The 22,785-nt window shown below is 70.0% G+C and carries 26 protein-coding genes and 1 pseudogene; 13 read left to right on the top strand and 14 right to left on the bottom strand.

From position 1 onward, the window contains the following. Window positions 1-57 precede the first annotated feature (57 nt). The 4 genes from OG472_RS01985 to OG472_RS01970 all read left to right on the top strand — a co-directional run bounded on the left by OG472_RS01985 (window position 58) and on the right by OG472_RS01970 (window position 2,932). The gene (locus tag OG472_RS01985; RefSeq protein WP_405940740.1) at window positions 58-744 is read left to right on the top strand and encodes an HNH endonuclease family protein; all 687 of its coding nucleotides are present in this window, start codon (window positions 58-60) and stop codon (window positions 742-744) included. A gap of 374 nt (window positions 745-1,118) precedes the next feature. After that, window positions 1,119-1,514 carry a hypothetical protein gene (locus OG472_RS01980; RefSeq protein WP_405827263.1) on the top strand — a complete coding sequence of 132 codons (396 nt, stop codon included), beginning with the start codon at window positions 1,119-1,121 and terminating at the stop codon, window positions 1,512-1,514. Between the two features lie 443 nt (window positions 1,515-1,957). Beyond that, window positions 1,958-2,425 carry a lamin tail domain-containing protein gene (locus tag OG472_RS01975; RefSeq protein WP_405827261.1) on the top strand — a complete coding sequence of 156 codons (468 nt, stop codon included), beginning with the start codon at window positions 1,958-1,960 and terminating at the stop codon, window positions 2,423-2,425. 147 nt (window positions 2,426-2,572) lie between these two features. After that, a complete protein-coding gene (locus OG472_RS01970; RefSeq protein ID WP_405827259.1) occupies window positions 2,573-2,932 on the top strand; it encodes a hypothetical protein in 360 nt (119 codons plus the stop codon). Window positions 2,933-3,702: 770 nt separating this feature from the next. Here OG472_RS01970 and OG472_RS01965 read toward each other — a convergent pair. The 7 genes from OG472_RS01965 to OG472_RS01935 all read right to left on the bottom strand — a co-directional run bounded on the left by OG472_RS01965 (window position 3,703) and on the right by OG472_RS01935 (window position 8,158). Next, a complete protein-coding gene (locus tag OG472_RS01965; RefSeq protein ID WP_405940739.1) occupies window positions 3,703-3,945 on the bottom strand; it encodes a hypothetical protein in 243 nt (80 codons plus the stop codon). A 216-nt stretch (window positions 3,946-4,161) separates the two neighbouring features. After that, window positions 4,162-4,359 carry a hypothetical protein gene (locus tag OG472_RS01960; RefSeq protein WP_405827255.1) on the bottom strand — a complete coding sequence of 66 codons (198 nt, stop codon included), beginning with the start codon at window positions 4,357-4,359 and terminating at the stop codon, window positions 4,162-4,164. A 193-nt stretch (window positions 4,360-4,552) separates the two neighbouring features. Continuing rightward, entirely contained in the window at window positions 4,553-4,744 is a 192-nt protein-coding gene (locus tag OG472_RS01955) for a hypothetical protein (RefSeq protein WP_405827253.1), read from the bottom strand. Between the two features lie 100 nt (window positions 4,745-4,844). Next, the gene (locus OG472_RS01950) at window positions 4,845-5,072 is read right to left on the bottom strand and encodes a hypothetical protein (RefSeq protein ID WP_405940738.1); all 228 of its coding nucleotides are present in this window, start codon (window positions 5,070-5,072) and stop codon (window positions 4,845-4,847) included. A gap of 159 nt (window positions 5,073-5,231) precedes the next feature. Beyond that, a complete protein-coding gene (locus tag OG472_RS01945; protein WP_405827250.1) occupies window positions 5,232-5,435 on the bottom strand; it encodes a hypothetical protein in 204 nt (67 codons plus the stop codon). Between the two features lie 93 nt (window positions 5,436-5,528). Next, window positions 5,529-5,666, bottom strand: a complete 138-nt coding sequence (locus OG472_RS01940; protein WP_405827248.1) for a hypothetical protein — start codon at window positions 5,664-5,666, stop codon at window positions 5,529-5,531. A gap of 83 nt (window positions 5,667-5,749) precedes the next feature. Beyond that, window positions 5,750-8,158 carry a S8 family serine peptidase gene (locus tag OG472_RS01935; protein WP_405827246.1) on the bottom strand — a complete coding sequence of 803 codons (2,409 nt, stop codon included), beginning with the start codon at window positions 8,156-8,158 and terminating at the stop codon, window positions 5,750-5,752. Between the two features lie 486 nt (window positions 8,159-8,644). On the opposite strand from OG472_RS01935, the gene OG472_RS01930 reads away from it, so the two are divergent. Continuing rightward, window positions 8,645-9,127, top strand: a complete 483-nt coding sequence (locus tag OG472_RS01930) for a BTAD domain-containing putative transcriptional regulator (protein WP_405827244.1) — start codon at window positions 8,645-8,647, stop codon at window positions 9,125-9,127. 50 nt (window positions 9,128-9,177) lie between these two features. Continuing rightward, window positions 9,178-10,107 carry a peptidoglycan-binding protein gene (locus OG472_RS01925; protein WP_405940737.1) on the top strand — a complete coding sequence of 310 codons (930 nt, stop codon included), beginning with the start codon at window positions 9,178-9,180 and terminating at the stop codon, window positions 10,105-10,107. 125 nt (window positions 10,108-10,232) lie between these two features. Here the strand turns inward: OG472_RS01925 and OG472_RS01920 are convergent, their stop codons facing one another. Next, a complete protein-coding gene (locus OG472_RS01920; protein WP_405827240.1) occupies window positions 10,233-10,964 on the bottom strand; it encodes an SDR family NAD(P)-dependent oxidoreductase in 732 nt (243 codons plus the stop codon). A gap of 95 nt (window positions 10,965-11,059) precedes the next feature. Here OG472_RS01920 and OG472_RS01915 point away from each other — a divergent pair, with 95 nt between their 5' ends. Further along, a complete protein-coding gene (locus tag OG472_RS01915) occupies window positions 11,060-11,911 on the top strand; it encodes a LysR family transcriptional regulator (protein ID WP_405827238.1) in 852 nt (283 codons plus the stop codon). 153 nt (window positions 11,912-12,064) lie between these two features. On the opposite strand, the gene tpg is transcribed toward OG472_RS01915, so the two are convergent. The 3 genes from tpg to OG472_RS01900 form a co-directional block, all read right to left on the bottom strand. After that, on the bottom strand, window positions 12,065-12,619 hold the full coding sequence (gene tpg / locus OG472_RS01910; protein ID WP_405827236.1) for a telomere-protecting terminal protein Tpg: 555 nt from the start codon (window positions 12,617-12,619) through the stop codon (window positions 12,065-12,067). Window positions 12,620-12,622: 3 nt separating this feature from the next. Then, the gene (gene tap, locus OG472_RS01905) at window positions 12,623-14,731 is read right to left on the bottom strand and encodes a telomere-associated protein Tap (protein WP_405940736.1); all 2,109 of its coding nucleotides are present in this window, start codon (window positions 14,729-14,731) and stop codon (window positions 12,623-12,625) included. 231 nt (window positions 14,732-14,962) lie between these two features. Beyond that, window positions 14,963-15,253 (bottom strand): hypothetical protein, encoded by a 291-nt coding sequence (locus OG472_RS01900; protein WP_405827234.1) that lies wholly within the window; start codon window positions 15,251-15,253, stop codon window positions 14,963-14,965. 763 nt (window positions 15,254-16,016) lie between these two features. On the opposite strand from OG472_RS01900, the gene OG472_RS01895 reads away from it, so the two are divergent. Beyond that, window positions 16,017-16,607 carry a hypothetical protein gene (locus OG472_RS01895; RefSeq protein WP_405940735.1) on the top strand — a complete coding sequence of 197 codons (591 nt, stop codon included), beginning with the start codon at window positions 16,017-16,019 and terminating at the stop codon, window positions 16,605-16,607. Window positions 16,608-16,658: 51 nt separating this feature from the next. Next, window positions 16,659-16,793, top strand: a pseudogene (locus OG472_RS01890) (IS5/IS1182 family transposase); the annotation flags it as partial. Window positions 16,794-17,019: 226 nt separating this feature from the next. Here the strand turns inward: OG472_RS01890 and OG472_RS01885 are convergent. Both OG472_RS01885 and OG472_RS01880 read right to left on the bottom strand, forming a co-directional pair. Continuing rightward, the gene (locus tag OG472_RS01885) at window positions 17,020-17,607 is read right to left on the bottom strand and encodes a hypothetical protein (protein ID WP_405827226.1); all 588 of its coding nucleotides are present in this window, start codon (window positions 17,605-17,607) and stop codon (window positions 17,020-17,022) included. A 446-nt stretch (window positions 17,608-18,053) separates the two neighbouring features. Continuing rightward, window positions 18,054-18,227, bottom strand: a complete 174-nt coding sequence (locus OG472_RS01880) for a CsbD family protein (RefSeq protein WP_109779112.1) — start codon at window positions 18,225-18,227, stop codon at window positions 18,054-18,056. 131 nt (window positions 18,228-18,358) lie between these two features. On the opposite strand from OG472_RS01880, the gene OG472_RS01875 reads away from it, so the two are divergent. From OG472_RS01875 to OG472_RS01860, 4 genes are all read left to right on the top strand, one after another. Next, window positions 18,359-18,577 carry a hypothetical protein gene (locus OG472_RS01875; RefSeq protein ID WP_405827224.1) on the top strand — a complete coding sequence of 73 codons (219 nt, stop codon included), beginning with the start codon at window positions 18,359-18,361 and terminating at the stop codon, window positions 18,575-18,577. A gap of 116 nt (window positions 18,578-18,693) precedes the next feature. Then, window positions 18,694-19,284, top strand: a complete 591-nt coding sequence (locus OG472_RS01870; RefSeq protein ID WP_405827223.1) for a hypothetical protein — start codon at window positions 18,694-18,696, stop codon at window positions 19,282-19,284. 118 nt (window positions 19,285-19,402) lie between these two features. Continuing rightward, the gene (locus tag OG472_RS01865; RefSeq protein WP_405827222.1) at window positions 19,403-19,639 is read left to right on the top strand and encodes a hypothetical protein; all 237 of its coding nucleotides are present in this window, start codon (window positions 19,403-19,405) and stop codon (window positions 19,637-19,639) included. Beyond that, entirely contained in the window at window positions 19,629-19,886 is a 258-nt protein-coding gene (locus tag OG472_RS01860) for a hypothetical protein (RefSeq protein WP_405827220.1), read from the top strand. Before OG472_RS01865 ends, OG472_RS01860 begins: the two co-directional genes overlap by 11 nt. Window positions 19,887-20,682: 796 nt before the next feature. Here the strand turns inward: OG472_RS01860 and OG472_RS01855 are convergent. After that, on the bottom strand, window positions 20,683-21,546 hold the full coding sequence (locus OG472_RS01855) for a hypothetical protein (RefSeq protein ID WP_405940734.1): 864 nt from the start codon (window positions 21,544-21,546) through the stop codon (window positions 20,683-20,685). Between the last annotated feature and the right edge of the window lie 1,239 nt (window positions 21,547-22,785).

Raw genomic sequence — 22,785 nt, 5'->3', positions numbered from 1 at the left:
GTGAACCGGGCCGGGCTGGTCTGTTGGTGATGGTGCGGTGGCCAGTAGAACCGGCCCATGATGATCACGAAGCGGTCCGCTGTCGCGGCCGCTGCCCTCGCCCTGACCCTGTCCCTGCCCACGGCCGCCCACGCGGCCGCACCACCCGCCACCCCGGCCGTCGTGCCGCAGGTGTTGCCGATCGGGGTCGCGGTGTCCGCGCTGCCGGTCGCGGTCGAGGACCGCACCGGCTACCAGAGGACCTCCTTCCGGCACTGGAACGCCGGCGACATCCCGGCCGACGGCTGCAACACCCGCGCCGAGGTGCTCCTGGCCGAGGCGGTCGTGTACCCGGAGATCGGGCCGGGCTGCACCCTGACCGGGGGTGTCTGGTGGAGCTACTACGACGAGCGTGAGGTGACGCCGGCCGGGGCCCTGGACATCGACCACATGGTCCCGCTCGCCGAGGCCTGGGATTCGGGCGCCAGTTCGTGGACCGCACAAAGGCGCGAAGCGTATGCGAACGACCAGGTTCAGCCGGCCTCCCTGGTGGCGGTGACGGCCCGGTCGAACCGGTCGAAGGCGGATCAGGATCCGGCGGAGTGGCTGCCGCCGGCGCCGGATGCGCTGTGCCGGTACGGCGCGGAGTGGACCGCGACCAAGCTCCGGTGGGGTCTCGCGGTCGACGAGGCCGAGCGGGACCGGCTGTTCGATATCGCGGCGGGCTGCGGCGGCACGGAGGTGGAGTTCACCCCCGCCCCGTAGGACAGCCGGAAGGTGAGGGCCGCCGCCTCGACAGGTGGCGGCCCTTTGTCGTGCTCCTCAGCTGCTCGTGACCGCTACGTGGCCGGACGCGTTCAACGGCATGCGTTGTCGGGCCGGCAGGGGTGTGGGCGACAGCACGGGCGGAGCAGGGTGGCAGGCGGGAACGCGATGGAGGGTGGTGTGCTGGTGGAGTGGGACTGGTGGACGGTGGAGTTCGGGGACGCGCACGCGGGTGCGGTGGGTGTCCTTGTCGGCGGTGGTGAGCCGGGTCCGGTGTACTTCGATGTCGGGAGCGGCCCGAACGTGCCCTCTACGACGCACTGGTCGGCCTACGACGGCCGGCCCGCCGTCCGCGCGCCGAGGCGCTCCGGGCGGTGTGTGCGTGCGGGTGGCGGGGTGCTGCCGGGTACCCGCTGGACTGGGCGGCCGTTGGCGACCGGCCGCTGTACGAGGCGGACGTCGATCTGACCGGGCCGCTCGCGGACTGGAACGCTCACCTGTCCCTCGTCCGCGACAAGGCGGCACCCCTACCCGAGCCGCTGGCCGCCCTCCTGGTCGAGATCACCGAGCAGCTGACCGCCACGACCGCGGATGCGCCGCTGGCCGCGCTGCGCGCCGTCGGCGTGCTGGAGCGGATCGCCGCGCGCGTCGGGCGGGAGGCGGTCGGCGTGCTGGCGGAGGACGGCGTCTCGGCCGAGGCGGTGGCCACCGGGCTCGGGACCACCCGCTCCAAGGCCCTGATGCTCCTCCTGACCGCGCAGGACGGATGACGGCACCCGGCCGGCGTCGGGCTTACACGGGTCCGGGCGAGGGCTGCGAGGCCTGCTGCAATGTGAGAAGCGTGTGCGAATTACGGACTCGCGTGCGAAGAATTCCGCAGAACGGCTGTTACTTGACCGACTGGTCTGGGTGGGTGAGGCGGGTGAGGAGTGCGCCTGGTGGTGCGCCGGAGTGTGTTGACCCTGATGTCCGGTTTGTGGGGCGGGTGGGTGTAGCGGTCAGTGAATGTCAGGGGCATGTTCGGGCGGAATGCGTGCATCCGGCAGGCGACTGTGACGGATATGTCCACGTCTGGTAACCGCCGTTGGCAGGGGCTGTCGTGGGGTCTGTGCCGGGTCGAGAGTGTGGCCCTCGGCTCATCCGGGCCGACTCCGAAAGCGCCTTCACCACCGTGTTTCGGCTGGTGGGGTGCTGTTCTTGAGGGGCGCCACCTATGTCTTCTGCTTCTTCCTCCGTACGCCGTATCGCCGCCACCGTCCTGGCCGCCGGCGCCGTCGTCGGTGCCGCCGCTCTGCCGGCGGCTGCCCACGACGGCGACCGTCACCACCAGCGGCCGCGGGTGGAGATCAGCCGGGTCCAGGCCGACAGCCCCGGACGCGACGACCGCTCGAACCGCTCCCTCAACTTGGAGTGGGTGGAGATCACCAACACCACCCGCGACGCCATCAACCTGCGCGGCTGGACCCTGCGCGACAGCGACGGCAACCGCTACCGCTTCGACAACGTCCGCATCGGCGCCCGCAACACGATCCGTATCCACACCGGCAACGGCCGCGACACCCGTACCGACCTCTTCCAGGACCGCCGCAACTACGTCTGGGACAACAACTCCGACACCGCCACCCTGCGCGACGACCGCGGCCGCACCGTCGACACCGAGACTTGGGGCCGTCGCCGCTGACACCCGTCACACGCAGGCCCCGCACCATGCCGGGGATCCTGCGTGACATGACCGCACGGGCCGTCGCCTCACGGGGCGACGGCCCGCACTGCTGGGCAAGCTGCGGCACCGAAGTGGGATGTCGGTGGTGGCGGAGACCATGGGGATATGAGCGCCGGTATCGTGCCCGACGGCCCGCACACGGGTCTCGGCGGGTTGTGCGAGGACATCCGGGGCGCCCTCGCCGAGTGGGTGCCCGGGATGCTCGGCGTTCACGTTCACCGGTCGGTGTCCGGGCCGGCCGAAGTGGCTCGGCTGGTCGGCGCGGTCGCGGACGCCGCCGAGATCACGGTGCTCCCCGGCGACGGCGCGACCGCGCGGGCCGAACTGCACACGGCGGCCGCCAGATCCTCCAAGGCTGCGGCGGGGCGTGCGGCGACGGATGTGCGTGCGGAGCTTTCTGCCGTTCGCGCGGGTTGCCGGCGTGCGGCGGTTGCTCTCGGTCTGCGTGTTCCCGTCGTCTTCTGACCGGGGCGGCGGTATACCTCTTATAGGTGGGAACATTCCGGTTTGGTTGACCGTTCATGTATCTGTGGGGTGCGGGAAGGGACTGTGTCCCCGGGCCCGACCTGTGCCTGTGGGGAAGATCGTTCGGCTGAAGCCCTGCAGAGCCCTCCGCCGTGAGGCGACCACCCTTTCCCGCCCCACCCCTTGACCGCTCCGCCCGGCACCCCCCCCGCCGGTCGGGGCGCGGCCCCGACTCGGCCCTCCCCCCGGCCGGTCGGGGCCTCCTACTGTCTTCCCCCGCCCGGGCAACGTGCGTCTCTGGCACCGCCACGGGTCGATGGCGCGCTGCCCTCCCTGTTGCGTGCCGCGCCGGGCCTCCCGCCGGGCGCCGCAGCTCACAGGATGCGGGTGCCGACGAGGACGGCGAGCAGTGCGAGAGTCGGCACCGCTCCCGCCCTGGAGCGCGGGGGAGCCGTGTGGTTCGGCTCGGCCGGGGCCGGCTGCTGCGCGTTCTCGTCTTCGTGGTGGGGGAGAGGAGCGTGCGAGGCGGCCGAGGTGTGCAGGGACGGTTCGGCGTTCGCAGGGGTGAGAAGAGGGCCAGCGGACCCGTCGTAGCCCCATACGTCGTAGGCACTCGTGGCGTAAGGCGCAGCGGCCCACGGTTCGTAGACGCATGCGTCGTGTGGCGGGCAGGGGCGCGCGGTCGCGTCGTCGTGGTAGCCGTGCGGGGCAGGCTGGGTGCCCGCAACGTCGTACGCGAACAGCGTGTCGTAGGTGGGCGGGTTGGGGGTTCAGTACCCGGAGCCGTACGCCTCGTACCCGTATTGATCTTCCTCGTGGAAGGGAGCCGTCCGGTACGGCTCGGCGTTCGGCAGTTCCTGCGGGTGGACTTGCCCCTGGGGGAAGCTTGCGGCCCCGGTGGGTTCCGCGGTCGCCGGCACCGTCTCGACGGCGGGGCCGGGGACCGGGTTGAGGGTCACCAGCAGCGCCGTGCATTCCGCGAGGAGCTGGACGCCGAGCGCCGCCTGCCCCACCCGCAGGGCCAGAGAAGCCCCTAGCGCACTGCACCCTGCGACCGCGACTTACGGGGCCGCCATACGCACCCGTGGGGAGGTCCCGCACCTGGCCTCACCGGCGGGCACCCGATGGCAACCGGCGTCACCCGCATGGTTTCCCCTGCGGGTGACGCCCCTTTGAGTCAGCCGGCCTGCGTTGGCCGGCCGGCATTGGCCGAGGTCCGGGTACTGCCCTCACCTGCGCCGTCGGCTGCGGCACAGCCAAGGGCTTGGATCGCCCGGGTCGTGATCAGCGAGTCCGTCCCGCTTGCCGTGCAGGTGGGCGACGACCTTTCCGCTGTCGCTGAGGAGGTCGAGCAGGTGCACGAAGAACGGAAGATAGCGGTCCTGCTGACGCGCGATCGCGTTCTGGACCGGCAGATTGAGTCGCATGGCTTCCTCTCACCGTTGTCGAGCCGCTCTGGAAGCGGCCGTGCTTGAGCGGGGCGACGGTCCAGGTTGCTCCTGCCGGTGGCGACAGGTCACCGTCGGCAGGACTGCGGCCGCCTGCGCGGCTGCTCGAGCCGGGCTCGGCTTGAGCAGCCGCGGCAGGGAATCTCGTCAGGGCTCATGCGGGGGCGACGGCTCAGTCTCCGGTCAACGTGTCGATGAGCCACGGGACCCACCAGAAGCTCGGCTCGACACCCGAGGTGCCGTCCGAGCCGTCCAGGTGCGCTGTGGTCGAGGGGGCATCCCGAATGACCGGAGGTGTCTGCTGTGGCATGTGCAGATTCGGCCCGGTCCGGAATGCTTCGACGTCCGTGTGCTGGCGGTTCATTTGCTGCCCTCCTCTCCTCTCGCCGTGTGGTGGACTCCACCTGCGGCGCGTTGCCTTCCGTGGCCGCTGTCGGGTGTGATGGGACGGCTCTGCGGCATGGCTAGCCGAGCACGTCCAGCCATGGCGGCACCGGCGGCACCGGCGGCAGGTACGGCGTGTGCGGCTTCAGGAGGTCATCGAGCCAAGGGAAATAGCTGGGCTCGACGCCCGAGGTGCCGTCGACCGCGCCAGCGGTCCGGCCGGAGCTCCGGTCGATCGGGGGCGCCTGCTGCGGCATGTGGAGCACGGGATTGCTCCGGAGTCCCTCTTCCGTGTTCGGGTTCTTCATCACCTTTCCTCCATTCGGTTCGGCTCGTCTTGAGAGCCTGGTGGGAGGCGCGAGGCGCCGAAGCCGTGCGCGACGCCTCATGCCTGCGGTCCGCAGTGGGTGCCGGACCTCTGCCCGCCCTTACGGGCCGGGTGAGCCGGAGGGTAAGGGGCAACCGTTTTACTTGAAGATTTTGATGATGGCGTCGATCGCCCCGCCGATGTCATGACCGATCTGTGCTCCACTCTTGGCGGCCTCGACTCCGAGGGCCTTGCCGGCGAGGTGGGCGGTAAGCATCGTCGTTCGGTCGACGGGGAGCGCCTGCGGCGGCATGTGCAGCGCAGCAGACCTGGGCTGCACACCCTGTTCCATCGCGATGGTCATGATGACTCCTTGATCTTGTCGTGCCGACCCGCAGTGCCGACGGGAAATACTGTGTGGAGCCGGCACGCGGGCCGTTTGTATGGGGCCAGGCCTTCAGCCGCCGGAGCGCGCGTAGTAGCACATCTCGCGGGCCATCCCGGTGAGCTTGTCGCACGGCGAGACGGCTGCTGCGGCGGCCAAGCCCTTCAGTGCTTGCTCCGCCGCCGGGAGGGTCGACATCTGCCGGTTCACGGGGCGTGTCTGGACCGGAGGAGTACATCTCGGGTGGTTGCGTCGATCGTTCATTGCTCGGCCTCCTAGCCTTGGTGCAGTCATCAGTCGCCGAGGAAGACGCGGGGCGGCGCCAGCGGGATGGGTATGACACGGCTGACGTCGATCGTGAACATGAAGGTGACTTTCGACCGCCTTTCGTCCTCGGGGTCGAAGAAGACGATTCTGACGAGCTGGCAGTCCGAGTCGCTGCGGCAGTACGGGCTCTTCGAAACGTTGATGGTGTCCAGCGCGTAGAAGCGGTCTTCCGGCCCTGGGACGTGCTTGGCGGACAGAAGACCTTCGCTGATTTGCTGCCCGAAGATGAACGCGTTGGTGGCTGCGTAGTTGAGGGCCCGATCGGCGGAGCTCTGTCCGAGATTCCGGAACTGGTAGTAGATCTTGTCGAGCAGGGCCCGGATCGTTTTCTGGACGGTGAGATCCGAAATTGCCACCTTTCTCTTATCGGTGTCCTTCCTCACCTGGTCTGTGATCGATCTGACGAGCTCGGTTTCGTTCCAGGTGTAGATTCCGCGGGCATCGACCTCTACGACAGGGAGCCTTTCGCCGGAGTACAGCTGGACCGTCCGGTCAGTCAGTACGCCCGGGATCGAAACGCGGGAGACGAAATTTAGATCGTCCGTGCCGACGGCCTGGCCGACAATGGCGTCCCGGAACATCCTGTAGACACGGTTCACCGGTGGGGAGGAGAGCCTCATGAGGATCTGGGCGAGTTTCTCCGGTTGCTGGATGACCTTCTGCAGCTGCTTCTCCTCCAGCAGCTGATCTCCGTCCCAGAGCGGATCGAGGACCGGCGGCTCGCTCCAGTCCATACCGGCCGGGCTCTCGGCCTCCAGCGCGTAGATCGGTGTGCTGTCCATGACGAGGGTCCACGTGAGCTTGTCCGACGCCCATGGGTTCTGCGAGAGGTAGGTGCGCAGCTGGTACGGGTTGTACGGATCTGCCGGGATCCTGGTTGGAGTGCCTTCGTGCTCGGGCCCGGGGGTCGCGTTCATCAGCTGCCGGAAGCTGTCCCTGTTCGCCTCGGTCTGGAAGTCGAAACCTACGGTGCCCAGTGCGAAGACCATGGGGCGATGGCCGTTCGCCTTGCACGCGCAACCTGGCGAAGGACCGCCCTCAGGTGCCCCCGATTCTTCGGGGCCGCACGACGGACGGAGCCCGGTGTCGGGACTGCCGTGGGTGACGGCCGTGGGACCGGGAGGTGGCTCGTGCGCGGTCTGCCTGGTCTCCGGTTGCGCCGCACCGGTATTCCCCGACACCGCAATCAGGTCGTGGCCGCCGCTCCCCGCGGCTCGCCCGCCAGTGGAGTCGCCGGCTTCCTGTATCGCCTCGCCCACACCCATGGCGTCGCTCCCACCTCCGAACGCCGGTACGGTGTCGGCCGACCCCTGGTCGGCGCTGTTCACCTGATTGGTGGTCATGATGCTGACTCCTTTGTTCGACTCGAACGTGGATGCCGTCTGCGGCGATGGTTCGCTTGCGGCGACGAGCCCCTGCGCTGGCAGGAGACCCCCGCTCTGCCGCCCGTCCGGGAGGCGAGGCGGCGTTTCGGGCTCAGCTGCGGCGTGCGTCCCCGCCGTGCTCGCCCGTCCGGTGACGAGATGGAGCGCGTGAGCTGCGTCCAGTCGGCCGTTGAAGTACCGACGAGGCTCGGGATCTGCGTCGGCCGGGGGTGATGCGGAGGCGAGGATGGACCGGGACGCGGCGTACGGATCCGCCGGGTGCCCTTCGCGGAGCTGAGCGGCCAGCAGCAGGGCGGCGACTCCGGACACCAGGGGTGTGGCGAAGCTGCTTCCGGTCAACGAAGCGAGTCCGCCGCCCGGTGCTGCCCCGACGATGCTCTGGCCAGGGGCCAGTACACCGTTTGCCTGATAGGCGCCGCCCCAGTTGTTGATCTTCAGCGGCTCACCCTCCGAGTCCGCCGCGCCGACAGCGAGCGAGGACGGCATGGAGGCCGGTACCTGGAGGCAGTCGCAGCCGTCGTTGCCGACTGCTGCCACCACGAGTACACCGCTGTCCTCGCACAGCCTTAGGGCGCGTTCGAGCAGACTGTCTGCTCGGCCGTCCGGCGTACGCTCGCCACCGCTGATGTTGATGATGTGTGCGCCCTCGTGGACGGCCCGCTCGATGGCTCGTGCCAGGTCCAGCTGGGGTACCCAGCCTTCCCTGTTGTCCCGGAAGACCGGAAGGATCAGCCCGCGACACCGCGGCGCGATACCGACGACGGCTCTCCCAGGCTGGCCGAACAGCAGGCTCGCCACATGGGTCCCGTGCAGCGACATCGGGCCTTGCCCGGCCGCCTCCCCAACGAGGGTGTCCACCCGTGTGAGATCCGCGCCGTCGAAACAGGGATGGGACAGGTCGACTGGTCCGTCGAGCACGGCGATGCAGACATTGGCATCGCCCACTGTCTCGTACGGTTGAAGGCCAAACAGAACCGACCGCGCTTCCATCGCTCACCCCTTGCCGTTCGCCAGTGTTCGGCCGAGTGACGTGCTGTTGGCCACAACGGTGGCCAACACCCATCCCGCATTTGTCGTTTGGAACGTCCGGGTTTCGTTCTTCAGACGTTGCTCCCGCGTTTCTTACGCCGGTGTTCGGCTGGTGAAGCGGATTTGACCTGCGAAGAAACGTCAGGCGGGGGTGTGGCGGACGAGCTGGGCGCGCACATGCGCTCGGCAGTGGCACGCTGCACAGTGGTGGATGTGTCACGATGTGGTGATGTACGACTTCAGCTCCTGAGTACTTTCGACCTCACTGACGCCGGGAGCGGCATCTGCCTCCCCCTGGGGGCCCAACGCTTGCTCGCCTTCCTGGCGTTTCAGAGGGACGGAGCCCAGCGCAGCTCTGCAGCTGAGCAACTCTGGCCCGATTGCACGCCCCAGCGGGCCGCGGCCAACCTGCGATCGGCTTTGTGTCAAGCCAGACGTGCCAGGTCTGTGAACCTGATCGACAGCGTCGACCGCTGCCTGCGGCTGTCGCAGCCTGTCTTGGTCGATCTGCACGACGTGGGGAAGCTCGCTCAAGAAGTCCTCTCAGGGCAGGACCTACCACACCGGGTGGCCGACGCACTCGTCGACGAACTGGCCCGAGAACTCTTGACCGGGTGGTCGGACAGCTGGCTGCTTCTCGAGCGCGAGAGGTGGGACCAGCTGAGGCTGCATGCCCTGGAAGCCCTGGCGCAGCAGTTTCAGCTGGCGCAGCAATACCTGCCCGCACTGCAAACGGCGCTGTCCGTGATCGCGATCGATCGGGTACGGGAGACTGCGCACCGGATCGTCATGGAGGTGCACATTGCGGAGGGCAACGTAGCGAGCGCGTTCAAGTGCTATCAGGAGTACCGGGCCTTTCTCGACCGCGAGCTCAGCGTTGCCCCGTCGCGTCAGATGACTCAGCTGGTGGAAGACCTGATGCCCATGTAGACGACCATCGGAAAAATTTCCCGGACAGGACCTTCGAAAAGGAGCGAGAGATGCATGCGAGCGTGAGAGCCGCGTTCCTGCCGTTCAGCGAACCGTTGGAAGGCCGCCTCAATTTCATGTACCTAGATGTCAAGAGTCTGGTGTCCACTGGGGTAGGCAACCTGCTGGATGCCGACGACCCTGAGAACTTCGGGAGCAATCCAGTCCCCTTGGCCGATATTTTCACCCTCGCCTGGTTCGACAAGGACACCACCGCGCTGGCCAGTCAGGCCGAGATCAAAGCAGAATACAACACGGTGAAATTCAGCGGCACTGCTTTCGCCAGCATTGCGCAGAAGAAGGCGATCACGCGTCTGAGGGTGTCTGACAAGGAAATCGATGTGCTCGTGACGAACAAGCTGGACAGTTTCGAGACCTCATTGAAGAGCAGGGCTCCGTTCGCTGACCTGGACGACTGGCCCGCCGATGGTCAGCTCGGCCTCCTGAGCATGGCGTGGGCCATGGGGCCCTTCTTCAAGTTCCCGAAGTTCCAGAACGCCGCATCAACCGGTGACTGGCTGGCCATGGCACGCGAGTGCAAGATGACGGAAGCGGGAAACCCTGGGGTGATACCCCGCAATGTGCGCAATGCCCTCCTCTTCACGCTGGCCGGCTGGATGGCGGCCCCGCCTCCCGGTGACTTCACGCAGCTCGTCTACGACCCCACGCAAAACCTCGCTGCCAACATGCGCTCCGGGAACTTCCCCGTCCCCTTGAACCTCGTGGTCGGCCTCCAGACGGCGCTGGAGACGCTGGGGTTCAACCCCAACGGCCTCGACGGTGCCATCGGACCTGGAACACGCAGCGCCCTGAAATCGTTCCAGAGCGCGAACGGACTTACCCAGACCCCGGCGATCCAGAGCATCGACGACGTCCCGCAGGAGACCATCGACGCCCTGGCAACCCAGCTTGACGACGCCGGTGCCGGCCACTTCCCCTGATCGCGGGGAAAAGCCTCGTCACGATTATTGGCACCAAATGGTCATGCTGCTTGCAACCTGCGGTGAATTGCCATTCACGCGCGGGCGAAGCCGCCTCACCTGGCGGGTGATGACCCCCGTGCACATCACCAGGGCACTTCGCCGGTGTCTGCGAAGAACTGGCCGGTCGGGCCGTCGTCGGGCAGGGTCGCGAGTTTGATGGCGATCGCCGCGCCCTGTTCGGGGGTGCGCACGCCGCGGAAGCCGTTGAGGTCGGTCGCGACGTAGCCGGGGCAGCCGGCGTTGATCAGGATGTTCGTGCCGGCCAGCTCCCGGGCGTACTGGAGGGTGACGGCGTTCAGGAACGTCTTCGACGGCGCGTACGCCACGGCGATCGGACCCGTCGTCTGCTCAGCAGCGGTTCCTGACTGCCGGGTGAGGGAGCCGACACTGCTGGACATGTTTACGATCCGCGGTGAAGCAGAGCGGCGCAGCAGCGGCATCATCGCGTTGGTGACGCGGATGACGCCGATCACGTTGGTCTCCACGACCGTCCGGATGGTGGCGGGATCGACCCGGGTAGGTTCCTGAGGCATGCCGCCGGCGATACCGGCGTTGTTGACGAGCACGTCGAGGCGCCCGGCCTGTTCCCCGATCAGCCGTGCTGCGGCGGTCGCGCTCGCGTCGTCGGTCACGTCCAGCGGTACGCCGAACGCGTCGACGCCGGCCGCGCGCAGTCTCTCCACCGCAGCCTCACGGCGCTGATCGTCGCGGGCACCGACGCCGACGCTCCAGCCGAGGGCGCCCAGGCCTGCGGCAATCTCGTAGCCGATTCCCTTGTTCGCGCCGGTGACCAGCGCAATCGTTCGTTCGCTCATGGGGACCATGCTGCCCTCGGACTCCGTCGGGGGTCCAAGACCGATCGGGTGGGCAACAATACCGTCCGGGTATTGATCCGGGGTAGCGTGGCCGGATGGAGACCCGGGAACTGCGCTACTTCGTCGCTGTCGCTGAAGAGCTGCACTTCGGGCGCGCCGCGCAGCGGCTCGGGATCGCGCAGCCGCCCCTGTCACGGGCGATCCAGCAGCTCGAACGCCGGCTCGGGGCAACACTGCTGGATCGGACCAGCCGCACCGTCACCCTGACCGAGGCCGGCTCGGTGCTGCTGGCCGAGGGCCGGGCCGCCCTCGACGCGGTCGACGCCGCCGAGCGCCGGACCCGCCGCGCCGCCCTTTCCGCGACCGGCCGACCCGGCCTGGTCCTGGTGACGAAAGCCAGCGCGTCCAGAGAACTCCTGGCGAAACTGCTCGCCGCGTACGCCGCCGAACCCGGCGCGGTCGCAGTCGACGTCATCCTGTGCGGCCCGGCCGAGCAGGAACGACTCCTGCGCGAGGGCCGGGCCGACGTGGCGCTGCTGCACCGTCCGTTCGACTCGACGGCCGGGTTCCACACCGAAGAACTCAGCACGGAGGGCCAGGTTGTGGTCCTGCCGGCCGGGCATCCGCTCACTGTCCGGGCCCATGTGCACATGGCCGACATCGCCGGGCTGCCGGGTCTGCCCCTGCCACGCTGGCCCGACCCCAACGGCACCTACCCGCCCGGCCCCGGCCCGCAGGTCCGCGACCACGCACAGTTGTTGCAGCTCGTCGCGCTCGGCCGGGCCTGCGCGGTCTCACCGGAGTCGTGCCGAGCCCAACTGCCCGGTGACCTCTCCGCCGTGCCCGTGCTGGACGCGCCGAAAGTCACCACCGTGATCGCCTGGCCACCGCACAGCCGGTCCAGAGCCGTCGCCGACCTAGTCCGGACTGCGACACGTCTCCAGTAGTTCCAACATGCCTGGCCAGGTTCCACCTTTCGTGGCCCGGCTCAGTTCTGCGCGCCCCGTCCGGCGTCCCTGGTGACAACACGTCTGCCTCGGTGACAACTATCGTGCTTCGGCTCACCGCTGAGGCGCGGTAGGCGGTACGGGCGGGAGGCGTTAGAAGGAGACGTCGATGTAGTCGATGTCGGTGAGTTCGACTTCGAGGTGGTCGGCGCGGGTGCCGCCGTCCTTGAAATAGATGTCCTGGAGGCCTTCGGCGACGATCGCGCGCAGGTTCGGATCCCCAGCGCCTTGCTGCTGGGCGTCGAAGAGGCGCTGTGCGTAGGCGGGTGGGAGGTGGACGGTCAGCCGGCGCATGCGGCCGTCGTCGGTGGTGCCGACCGGGGCGGTGTACCCGAACCGGGCTCTGGTCTCGATGGTGATGCCGGTTGCGGTGGCTGCCTGTTTGCGGCGGCGCCCGCGGACCACGGGCTGCCATCGGGCGCGTACGGCGGTGTCGATGCGGTCGGTGATCGCTTTCGGTGGGGTTTTGCGTGCGCCGGTGCGGTAGCGCTCGATGGAGCGCTGGCTGACGCCGAGCTCGGCCGCGACGGCCCTGGTGGTCTTCAGCTTCCCCATCAGGAAGTTGATGCGGCCCTTCAACGTCGTGGGCGGCTCCCGTGTGAACGTCTCGCGGCCGGCGCGTTCCAGAGCGTCATCAATGTCTCCCACGGCCTACTCTCCTTCGTCCAGGACGGCGTCGCCGCCCTTGATGTGGCGGGCGGGGTTGAGGCCCTTCTCCATCAGGTCCACTGCCCACGCCATCTCCTGTACGCCTTCGACCTTGGCCGCGCCGGGGGTGGGCCCGAGCCGGAAGGAGCCAGGCAGGGGCTTGCCGGAAGTGCTGTAGGGCAGGAAGTCGAGCGGGGAGGGCCCGGGGCTCGCGTAGACGACGCAGTCGGAGAGCACGCCGAGGGGGTACTGGCCGGTGGCCTTGGCGACGTTGGCCATCTTGCGGTGCATGTTGACCCGCGCCTTAGAGATGACCGCGGCCCGGATGTCGGGGCGCCAGGTCGGCCGCTCCAGCGCCGGCCACCGCTCGCCGTCGCGGTAGTGCCGTCCCTGCGGGCGCTCGCGCAGCTTGCCGACCCCGCCCTTGACCGTGGCCTTGATCGCGGCGAGTACGGCCGCCATCGCGGGGTCGACCTGCTTGTGCCGCTCCATCGCGGCGAGGAACTGCCGGTCGTCCAGCTGGGCACTCACGCCGAGGTCGGCGAGTGTGTCGAGGTAGGCGGTCTTGAGGCGGTCGTGCCACGGGTCCAGGTACGCGCCGGTCTCCCTGCGCAGGAACGCCTCGATCGGCGCGACGTCGTAGCCGAGTTCCTGGGCGTAGGCGACGGTGTGCGTCTGGTACCAGGCCGGCCCCTCGGGCCGCTGCCCGGACGGCGTGAACGGCGACGGCAGACGCGGGTCCAGCTCGATGTGCGACAGGTCCACCAGCCAGGACCCGGGGATCTTCTTGTTGAAGGCCGGGCGGTGGAAGTGGTCGGGTGCGGACAGACCGACGACCAGGCGGGCGGCGGAGGCGAGGAAGGCGGTGTTGATGTCCAGGCCGACCGCGTAGGGCAGCAGGCACTCCTCGTCCGTGAGCAGGTCCACCTCGCGCACCCACTGGTAGGCCTCCTCGTCCAGAACCCCGCCGGTCCAGCCTTGCGCGACCGGGTGTTCGGCGGGCGCCTCCGGAGGCGCCGGGTCCATCGGCTCGGTGCCGAGCGAGCCCGGGTTGTAAGCGGACTCCCACTCACCCGTGGTCTCGTTCTTCACGGCACGGGTCGGCGGCCGCAACGCGGTCATGAGCTCCAGCCCGGAGACGGCGGTCGAGCCGCGCGGTGTGATCACCCGGGCCGCGTACGTGCCCAGCACGCGGGCGATGTCGGCCGGCTCCATGCCCGCGACGCCGGGCCAGGACCGGGCATCGAGCGCGTCCCACGACAGGACCGCGAGCTGCACGCACTGCCGCTGCCCGGCCTTCGCCGGACGGTAGATGCGCGCCCAGGGGCCGAAGCCGCGCTTGGTGAGCTTCCACTTCGCCTTGGCGATCTGCTTGACGAGGGGGTGGTCATCCCCCAGGCGCAGGGAGCGGCGCTGCTCGTGGCCCTCCAGCCGTGCGGGCAGCCCCAGCTTCACGGCAGCCGCCTCGGTGAGGGCGATCAGCGGGTCGGAGTCCTTGCCGTTGCGGTTCAGGCGCGCGGCACCGAGCCCGGACTCCTTCAGCGTCCACTCCACCAGCCCCGGGATGGTGGTGGCCGGGCAGTCCAGCACGATTCCGTCCACGCCGTACGCGCTCCCGTCACCGTCCAGGACCACGAGCGGGCCGTGCGGGAACCGCGGGTCAACGGCCGCCCGCGCGGCGGCTTTCCTCGCCGGGCGGCGCGACGCCGCCGAGGGCTTGGCCGCCTTCACGACCGGAACCGGTGCAGCGGCGATGGCGGCCGTGGCGCGCCCGGCCGGCTCGGTGGGCTGCTCCACAGGGCCGGTGAACGCCTCCGGAACCGGAGCGGGCACGGGAACCGGAACGGGCGCGGAGGCGGCCGGCGCGGGGTAGCGCTCGGCCCAGCCGTCCAGCAGCCGCAGATAGGCCTGCAGGCGCGGCGGGCGCGGCTCGGAGCGGCCGTTCTCCCAGTTCTTCACCGTCTGTGGCGTCGACTTCAACGCGGCCGCGAGCCGGGCCTGCGTGACACCAGCCGCCTCACGCAGCCGCGCACGCTCCGCCGGAGACGGCAGCTGCGGCTCGCCCTCCAGTAGTGCGTCCACCGCGTCGAACAGTTCTTCCTGGCTCGGCATGCCCACCTCCACCCCGAACCCTAGCAAAATTAACCTCACCTAGATGTTGGATTTAACCCTATCGGGGATGTTTGCGTTTTCGGGATGTCGTGCGGCCTGTTCCCCAACTGCACCGGTTGTTGGGGCGCAAACGGCGCGCGCTTGGAATTCAGCGCCGCCCTCCGGCCCGCTGCGCGCGCCGGCGGCCGGGAGCCGAGCCACGCCGGGCAGGACCGGCGCATCCAGGCAAGCTCAGGCGAGGGAATCGTCGTCCCGAGGGACGAGGAGCACTTTCACCTCTCCTACCTCGGCCGACCAGCGCTCTCCCTGCTCAACGGCCGCCCGCCCCTCACCGAGCATCCGTGTGCGGATGTCGCGCGCCGACGCACGTAGAGCCGTCGCCGGCGTGCCGGTCATGGCCGGGTCTCGGTCCAGAATCCGCTGCACTGACCTGTCGAGAGCGGCCACGGCTCCCTCAATGCCGTCCATATTTCCCCCCGCCTCGGCAACCGACCTCACTGCCCAGGCCATCCACAGAGCCATGCGTGAAGAGTAGGACGGGCAGGTGAGCCGCAGCTGGACGCGGAAGCGTGTCGGACCCGCACGCCAGACAGCAGGAAGCCCCCGATCCGCCGAGACCTGGGCCCTACCCCGCACGACCATTCAGCGGCCGCGATGAAGTACCGAACAGCCGACCCTGTACCGCGCGCTTCCACCACGCCAAGATCCCGTACCGCTTCACCACCCACCGGATCATGCCCAGCGAGACGCCGAACTGGTGGTCCCGAGCGCAGTGGCCACCGCCTCGGCGGACATACAGTCGGCGCACAGCGCCCCGGCGGTCTCCCGGCTCACCCGGGCGGCGATCCGCTGCCGCGCACCCGGCGGTCAAGGCCGGGTGCAGCGGGTGGTGGGTGAGTAGGAGAGCGGCCAGGGGAGCGGGGTCGCGGCCGGTAGCCCCCGTGCTGTTCCTGAGTCCGGTGAGACGGCCGGAGTCGCGGCCGCCCTGGCGGCCACGTCCGCTCCCGCGATCGCCTCCGCTCCTGCAGCCGGCGGTGCGTGGCCGGGGTGGTGATCAGTGGGCGGCGCCGAGTTCGATGAGGAGCACGCTGGCGATGATCAGGCCGACGCGCGTCGCCGCCGCCTTGCCCAGCGGATGGCGCAGCCGACGCCTTCACATGTACGAGGCCCGGTATCCAACCGCGTTGGTTGTTGGGGCCGCCCGGGTGTGGGCGCGTGCGCGGAGGGGACAAGGTCGCAGACGGGATCCGGCCGGCCTGTCGGCAGGGACGTGGGAGAGGGCGGTGTGCTGGTGGACTGGGACTGGTGGACGGTGGATTTCGGGGATGCGCACGCGGGCGCGGTGGGTGTGCTCGTCGGTGGCAGCGAGCCGGGTCCGGTGTACTTCGATGTCGGGAGTGGTTCGGAGGTGCCGTCGACGGCGAACTGGTCGGCCTACGACGGCCGGGCCCGCCGCCCGCGCGCGGAGGCCCTGCGGGCGGTGTGTGCGTGCGGATGGCGCAGCGCGGCTCAGTACCCCCTGGACTGGGACACGATCGGCGACCAGCCCCTGTACGAAGCGGATATCGACCTCGCGGGACCGCTCGCGGACTGGACCGCGCACCTGTCCGTCGTCCGCGACGCCGCCGTTCCGCTCCCCGAGCCGCTGGCCGCGCTCCTGGTCGAGATGGCCGAGCAGCTGACCGCCGCCGCCGCGGACGCGCCGTTGGCCGCGCTGCGCGCCGCCGGTGTGCTGGAGCGGATCGCCGCCCGGGTGGGCCGGGAGGCCGCCGGCGTGCTGAGGGCCGACGGCCTGTCCGCCGAAGCGGTGGCCACCGCGCTCGGGACTACCCGCTCCACGGCCCTGGTCCTGCTCCTGACCGCGCAGGACAGGTAACGGCCGGCACCCCAGCGTCCGCCTTGTCGGTTTTCGGGCCGGGAAGGGGAGGCCCAGGCCCGGGCACCCGTCGAACGCGGGATCGCGCGGCTGAAGTCCTGGCGCATCTTCCGTCGGTCCCGCGTAAGCCCCAACCGCATGACGTCAATCGCCGCAGCAGTCCTCACCCTGGAGAGGCAACGCTGAAAACGCTCAATGACTCTCGGTGGAATGGCCAGTAATCGATGGTGTGGTGCGGTGGGGTCACCTCCGCCTCATCTGGCTCCCTGAGCGCCCCGCCCCACTAACGACGTGGTGCGCGACTGAGGTCGGGGCGTGTTGGCCTGCGTCCCCGCTCTCGCCCACCACGCCGTAAGGACCGTACCGACGAGCGGGACGGGTACGGGGCAGCCGGAGGCGACCCACGTCTTGGTCATGCAGGCATGAGGGCGTCGGTGGCGAGCACGGCCTCCTGGAGGAGGTCGAGGGCCTGGGCCTGCTCCCCGCCGCTGACAGCGATGTCGACCACGTACTGTCCGTAGCGGAGTTGGCCGTACCAGCGTTCGCACCCGTACACCGAGTCGCTGTAGAGGAGGCAGGTGTAGGACTGGTCGTCCGCCTTCCGGCTGCCGGCCAGCTCGACCGGCGGAAAGGACCAGGGCTTGTCCTGGGCCGGAGACCGGCGGACAGCGAGCCAGGCCCACGTCGGGGAGTCGAACCTCTTGACGCTCTGCGAGAAGCCGTGGCGCAGGATGGCGCGGCCGTGGAGCTCGAAGCGCCGGTATTTCTGTTCGTCTTCGTCGAGCCCCGGCTCGGAGAAATACAGGTCTTCGCGTGTGGGGGCGCTCTCCCAGGGCCCCGGCCCGGGCGGGGACTGCGGCAGGAGCTGCGTGAGCGGGGGCTCCCCTCGCCACTGCCCGGCCAACGGGACATTCCACAGCAGGACCGCGGCCAGTACCAGCCCGGCCGTGCCCGCGCTCAGGACCCGTCCGGGCCGTGTCGCTATCCAATGTCTCGTCACGGAGGGGAGGACGCGTGAAGGGTGCACTCAGTTGCACTCCCGCCTGCACCCACGACTGCTTTCGCGCACCAACACCCGTAAGTCCTGGGGCCGCGCCTTCGCCACTACCGCGCGGGCGACGATGGCGACCACGGTGCCCCACTGGGATGTTGCCGGCCTGGCGAGTAGTCCGAGATGCGCGTCCCGCCCGCTACCTGCACAAACGGCTCCGCCACGTGGCGGAGCCAGCACGGCCGGCTCGGCGGCGACGTCCACGACGTCTTCCCCATCGACGCCAAGCGCTTGGGCTTCTTCCTCGGGGATGTGTGGCAGGGGCCCATGCCGCCGCGATCACCGAGGTCGCGGCGGGTACGGGCCGTACGGCGCGCAGGGTGTAGTCACGTAGGCGAAGCGGACACACGGCAGGGCCGGGACCATCCTGCGGTCCCGGCCCTGCGGCAGGACGATCAGTGCTTGAAGGTGTCCTTGATCTTTTCCTTGGCCTCGCGGGCATCGCCCTTGGCCTGCTCCGCGCGGCCTTCAGCGGTCAGCCGCTCGTTGCCCGTCAAGCGGCCAGCGGTCTCCTTGAGCTTGCCCTTGGCCTGCTCGCCCTTCGCCTCGGCCTTCTGCTCACCAGACACAGCTGATCACTCCCTCTTCGGTGGACACGCCTTACGCAACCCCGTATGGCCGCTGGGGGCTCTCGCAAACGGGTCGGCTGCGACAGGCGGCGCGCCTCCGCGGCTCCGCCGCGTCAGGACCGGCGGGCGGAGTGGTCCGCCACGGGATCGCCTACGCGCGTCCGGGCGAGGGCTGCGTCTGCGCGCGGCACGACTGCGGCGGCATGGTCCCCGTCTCCTGGTGCGCCGAGCACGGCGACGCGGTGGCGCCGACGTTGGAGTGGCACCCCGGCGGCGGGATCCGCTGCACTGACTTGTCGGCCGCACAGGCGGCCGCGGTCGGGCAGACGGCCAGGACGACGGTCGACTAGGCCGTTTGCCGACAGATACGTGTCACGTCAGCCCGGGTGTGGCCGCGTGCGTGGACGGGGCAGGGTCGCAGACGGGATCCGGCCGGCTCGTCGGCGGGTGCGTGGGAGAGGGCGGTGTGCTGGTGGATTGGGACTGGTGGACGGTGGATTTCGGGGATGCGCACGCGGGCGCGGTGGGTGTGCTCGTCGGCGGTAGCGAGCCGGGTCCGGTGTACTTCGATGTCGGGAGCGGTTCGGACGTGCTGTCGAGCACGCACTGGTCGGCCTACGACGGCCGGGCCCGCCGCCCGCGCGCCGAGGCTTTGCGGGCGGTGTGCGCGTGCGGATGGCGGGGCGCCGCCGAATACCCGCTGGACTGGGCGACGATCGGGGACCAGCCGCTGTACGAAGCGGACGTCGACCTCGCCGGACCGCTCGCGGACTGGACCGCGCACCTGTCCGTCGTCCGGGACAAGGCGGTACCGCTGCCCGAGCCGCTGGCCGCGCTCCTGGTCGAGATGGCCGAGCAGCTGACCGCCACGGCCGCGGACGCGCCGTTGGCCGCGCTGCGCGCTGCCGGTGTGTTGGAGCGGATCGCCGCCAGGGTGGGCCGGGCGGCCGCCGGCGCGCTGTGTGACGACGGCATGTCCGCCGAAGCGGTGGCCACCGCGCTCGGGACGACCCACTCCAAGGCCCTGGTCCTGCTCCTGACCGCACAGGACAGGTAACGGCACGCACCGCAGCGTCCACGCTGTTGGCCTTTCGGTTTCGCTAGAGCGGATCCCGGTCCGCGGGCTGGGCGATACCGTGGTGACACCACGCCAGATGACAGTCCAGGAGCCTCGGATGAGCCAGCAGCCGGCCACCGCGCCCGTCCCCGAACGCCTGCCCCTCGATGAGCACGCCGCCGCGTCCGTCCTCGCGTACGCGGCCGAGCAGCGGGCGAAGGTCGACGTCCTCGCCTCGGTGCTGGAGGACATCGCCGCGAACGGGTACCCCGCCCCGGAGACCGGCGTCCTGTGGGAGACCGCCCGCGACGCCCACCTCGCCCGCCTCGTCGACGGGCAGCCCCGTGTCGCCTGACCCCTCCGGGCGCCGCTCGCGCGTCGTCATGGTCGAGCCCGCACTCACCCAGCTCACCAAACTCACCGCGAACGAGACGCACCGCCTGGACCGCGCGATCGTCGCCATCAGCGTCAACCCGGAACTCGGCACCGAAGTCCCCGGCACCCTGCTGCGCGACTACGCGGACGACATCGACGGCGTACGGGTCATCTACTACGTGACCGCCCTGCGGACGATCACGATCGTGGCGTACGTCGAAGCCTGAACACCGAACAGCAGCGCCGCGGATCCGCTCGGGTCCGGGGCGCTGCTGCGTCTGCTGCGTGGTGCGGCCGTCGGGTGGTGTTGACGGCCGCACCTGGTCAGGCGGCCTGGCCCCCGCTGCGGGCGCCTGTATGCCTGGGGCCGGTCGGTCTGGAGGTCATGCCGAGTATGCAGGGGTGGCGCCGAACCGGTCGGGCTGCTCCGCTCGGGGGATGCCGTCGTTTGCGGGTGATCCGCGTCATGAGCGTCTTGTCGCTGTGTTGGTGCCGTTGTTGCGTCGTTCGTGTCTGCCGGGTGGGGGTGGCTTCGGCGGGTCGTACGAGCTCGCCCCGGTGTGGAAGAGGCGGAGGAGTTGGGCGGGGTAGATCTGATCCGCGGCGCTGCGGAAGGCCGGCCGGTCGTTGGGGTGGTCGCGGCTGCAAATATTCGGTGGTTCGTTCCCGCAGGGTGTGGTGGACCGGCGGGAGATTCCCGAGAAGCTCGCCGCAGCTGTCGAGGAGTATCAGTTGGCGCAGGGGAGGGCCTCGACGGAGGTGATCGGGCGGGCGGTCCGGCACCGATGCCCTGCTGCTGCTCCATGTCTGCGCGAGGGCATGAAGGTGCCGAGCCGGGGGCCGCGTTCGTGGCAGTGGCGGTGCGGGGGCAGCGGGTCGGATGCCCGCTAGCACGGCGCTCAGGGGCCTCGCGCTCGCTCACACGAAGGCGGTGCCCGGCCTTGCTGTCCTTGACACGGGGTGGAGTTTGGCCTTGTCGGGCGCTGCTACGAAACCGGTACTCTGCACCCCACGGACGACGGTTCAGGAACCGTAGGTGATGGACACCTGCGCCGATCCGGTGGCGGGGCCGGAAGTGCCGCCCGCCGGGACGAGGTTCGACCCGCCTCCGCCGCCGCCGGGCCCGGCGGCGGCGGTGACCAGGAAGCAGCCTCCGCCTCCGCCGCCGCCGTGCCAGCCGCTGCCACCACCGCCCCCGCCGAATCCGCCACCTCCCGTGCCGCCGGTACCGGGCGTGCCGTCGGTGCCGGGCCTGAAGCCCTCGGGGCAGGCGGCTCCGCCCTTGCCGCCGAGGGTCTGGGTTCCGCCGCCGCCCCCGCCGCCGCTGTCCGGTCGCTCGCCGCCGGGCTTCCCGGTGTCGCCCGCGTCTCCGCCGGTGGCCTCGCGGACGGGACCGGTGAAGCTGGAGCCGCGTCCGCCGCCCCCGCCGCCGGCGGCGACGATGAGGCGGGGGTCGGTGCCGGGAACGCCGGTCAGGGCACAGCTCGCGCGCGCCGAGCTGCAGGTGCGGACGTCACTGGCACCGCCGCCGCTGCCGCCGGGGCGCTGACCGGTGACGGCTCCGCCGCCCGTGTCGACGTTGACGTAGTAGGCGGTGCCGGGCACCACGGTGAGGGTGCCGGTGACGGTGGCGCCGGTCCCGCCCGCTCCGCCCTCGATGGCCGACCGTCCCGGCTCGCCTGTGGCGGTGACGGTCAGTCGGGTGACGCCGGCCGGGACGACGAACCGCTGGTTGGCGCCGGCGGTGAAGGTCTTGGTCACGGGCGCCGCTGCGGCGGGCGCCGCGGGCACCACCAGGACCGCCGGCAGCGCCGCGGCGGCGAGCAGGAGCGCGGCCCGTCGGGCCGCGCGCCGAGAGCGTTCGGATCGCTGTGGGGTCAAAGTCACGATGGGAACTCCTGGACAGGGCCGTGGCACCCACCCCCCGGGGCGCGCGCGGACGTAGGTCGATGGTCCGGCCCCTGCGCGGGACCGTCCGCCGCGGACCGGGCCGCAGCGGTCAGGCGTCACGCTCTCCCTAAGTCTCCCCGTTTCCCGGTCCGCCCGCCTCCCGGCGCCCCGGTCCGTCCCGGCGGCCCGGATTCCGCAAGGCCAGGTGGGGGCAGTTGTCCATGTCCAGGTCGCCCGTCACGCATACAACGGTCCGGCCGGGATCCACGGTGACATCGGCATCGAACGTGGCGCACATCGTCTCTCCGCCGTTCAGGTCGGAGCCCATCACGGTCGGCTCCCGGAGGAGGCCGTCAAGCGCACGACGGTAGACGTCGTGCACAGCCAAGCGAGACCACCCGAACTCTCCACCGGTCACCCCGGATGACCATGCGGCAGTACGGGGTCTCTCACCAGACCAGGCTGGCTACTCCACGAGCGTGTCACGCCCCCACTTGGAAGGCCAGATGGCCCTTGGTAGCGATCGCTGCCCACAACCAGGCCTGGCCCGGGCCGCACTCCTTTCGCGGGACGACCCCTTTCACACGCCCGGAAGCAGGCCGAGCGCCGGCCCGGCAACGGCCCCTCAACGGGCGCTGCTGTCCCCGCAGGGGTGACTTAGGGGTGACTTTCATCCTCGCGTATGCGATTGACAGCAAGCAGGAATTTTCTGAATGTTTTGGGCATTGCCCCCGATCGCCGGGCCCGCTGATGTGCGGATTGGGGTGTGTTTCGGGGCATCGACATTGATCACGCGGCGGGCTGCTGCCGTCGGGTCCGTTGCCCGGGGGCGGCGGTCTGAGCGCCGGCGCCGGGGGTGTCCGGGTGCCGTACGGATCCGGGCGGCAGCCCGTCGTGCGGGCGGGTCTGCCGCATGACGTCAACGGGGAAGGGCGTCATGCGGCGGAGCCCGCTCCGGAAGCCCACCCGCCAGGTGTGCGCTTCCGATGTCCACGCGTCTAACCCGGCCTTCCTTCCTCAAACACCCGCCTATCCACAAGTTCTGAGGTGTCGTCAAGTCAATGCGCTCTCGCGGCCCGCACACGGAGCTACTCCATTGCTGTTCAGCGCCCGGATGCCGTGGTGGCTGGGCTGTCGCACTCTGGATGGATGGCGGACCAGACGGAGATCGTGATCCATCCCGTGTCGCCGAGGGCGGGCGCAAAGTCACGGCGCACGCGCTCGGTGTGGACGCGG

Origin of the sequence: Streptomyces sp. NBC_00207 (assembly GCF_045160965.1) — a bacterium.
Classification (GTDB): Bacteria; Actinomycetota; Actinomycetes; order Streptomycetales; family Streptomycetaceae; genus Streptomyces.
Note: the sequence above shows the minus strand (reverse complement) of the source record. Positions and strands in the feature narration are given on the sequence as shown.

What these genes read in the sequence shown, in the direction of transcription:
- OG472_RS01985 (WP_405940740.1), top strand. Translation starts at nt 58, where the DNA reads ATGATGATCACGAAGCGGTCCGCTGTCGCGGCCGCTGCCCTCGCCCTG.
- OG472_RS01975 (WP_405827261.1), top strand. Translation starts at nt 1,958, where the DNA reads ATGTCTTCTGCTTCTTCCTCCGTACGCCGTATCGCCGCCACCGTCCTG.
- OG472_RS01970 (WP_405827259.1), top strand. Translation starts at nt 2,573, where the DNA reads ATGAGCGCCGGTATCGTGCCCGACGGCCCGCACACGGGTCTCGGCGGG.
- OG472_RS01960 (WP_405827255.1), bottom strand. Translation starts at nt 4,359, where the DNA reads ATGCGACTCAATCTGCCGGTCCAGAACGCGATCGCGCGTCAGCAGGAC.
- OG472_RS01955 (WP_405827253.1), bottom strand. Translation starts at nt 4,744, where the DNA reads ATGAACCGCCAGCACACGGACGTCGAAGCATTCCGGACCGGGCCGAAT.
- OG472_RS01950 (WP_405940738.1), bottom strand. Translation starts at nt 5,072, where the DNA reads ATGAAGAACCCGAACACGGAAGAGGGACTCCGGAGCAATCCCGTGCTC.
- OG472_RS01945 (WP_405827250.1), bottom strand. Translation starts at nt 5,435, where the DNA reads ATGACCATCGCGATGGAACAGGGTGTGCAGCCCAGGTCTGCTGCGCTG.
- OG472_RS01935 (WP_405827246.1), bottom strand. Translation starts at nt 8,158, where the DNA reads ATGGAAGCGCGGTCGGTTCTGTTTGGCCTTCAACCGTACGAGACAGTG.
- OG472_RS01925 (WP_405940737.1), top strand. Translation starts at nt 9,178, where the DNA reads ATGCATGCGAGCGTGAGAGCCGCGTTCCTGCCGTTCAGCGAACCGTTG.
- OG472_RS01920 (WP_405827240.1), bottom strand. Translation starts at nt 10,964, where the DNA reads ATGAGCGAACGAACGATTGCGCTGGTCACCGGCGCGAACAAGGGAATC.
- OG472_RS01915 (WP_405827238.1), top strand. Translation starts at nt 11,060, where the DNA reads ATGGAGACCCGGGAACTGCGCTACTTCGTCGCTGTCGCTGAAGAGCTG.
- tap (WP_405940736.1), bottom strand. Translation starts at nt 14,731, where the DNA reads ATGCCGAGCCAGGAAGAACTGTTCGACGCGGTGGACGCACTACTGGAG.
- OG472_RS01900 (WP_405827234.1), bottom strand. Translation starts at nt 15,253, where the DNA reads ATGGCTCTGTGGATGGCCTGGGCAGTGAGGTCGGTTGCCGAGGCGGGG.
- OG472_RS01865 (WP_405827222.1), top strand. Translation starts at nt 19,403, where the DNA reads ATGAGCCAGCAGCCGGCCACCGCGCCCGTCCCCGAACGCCTGCCCCTC.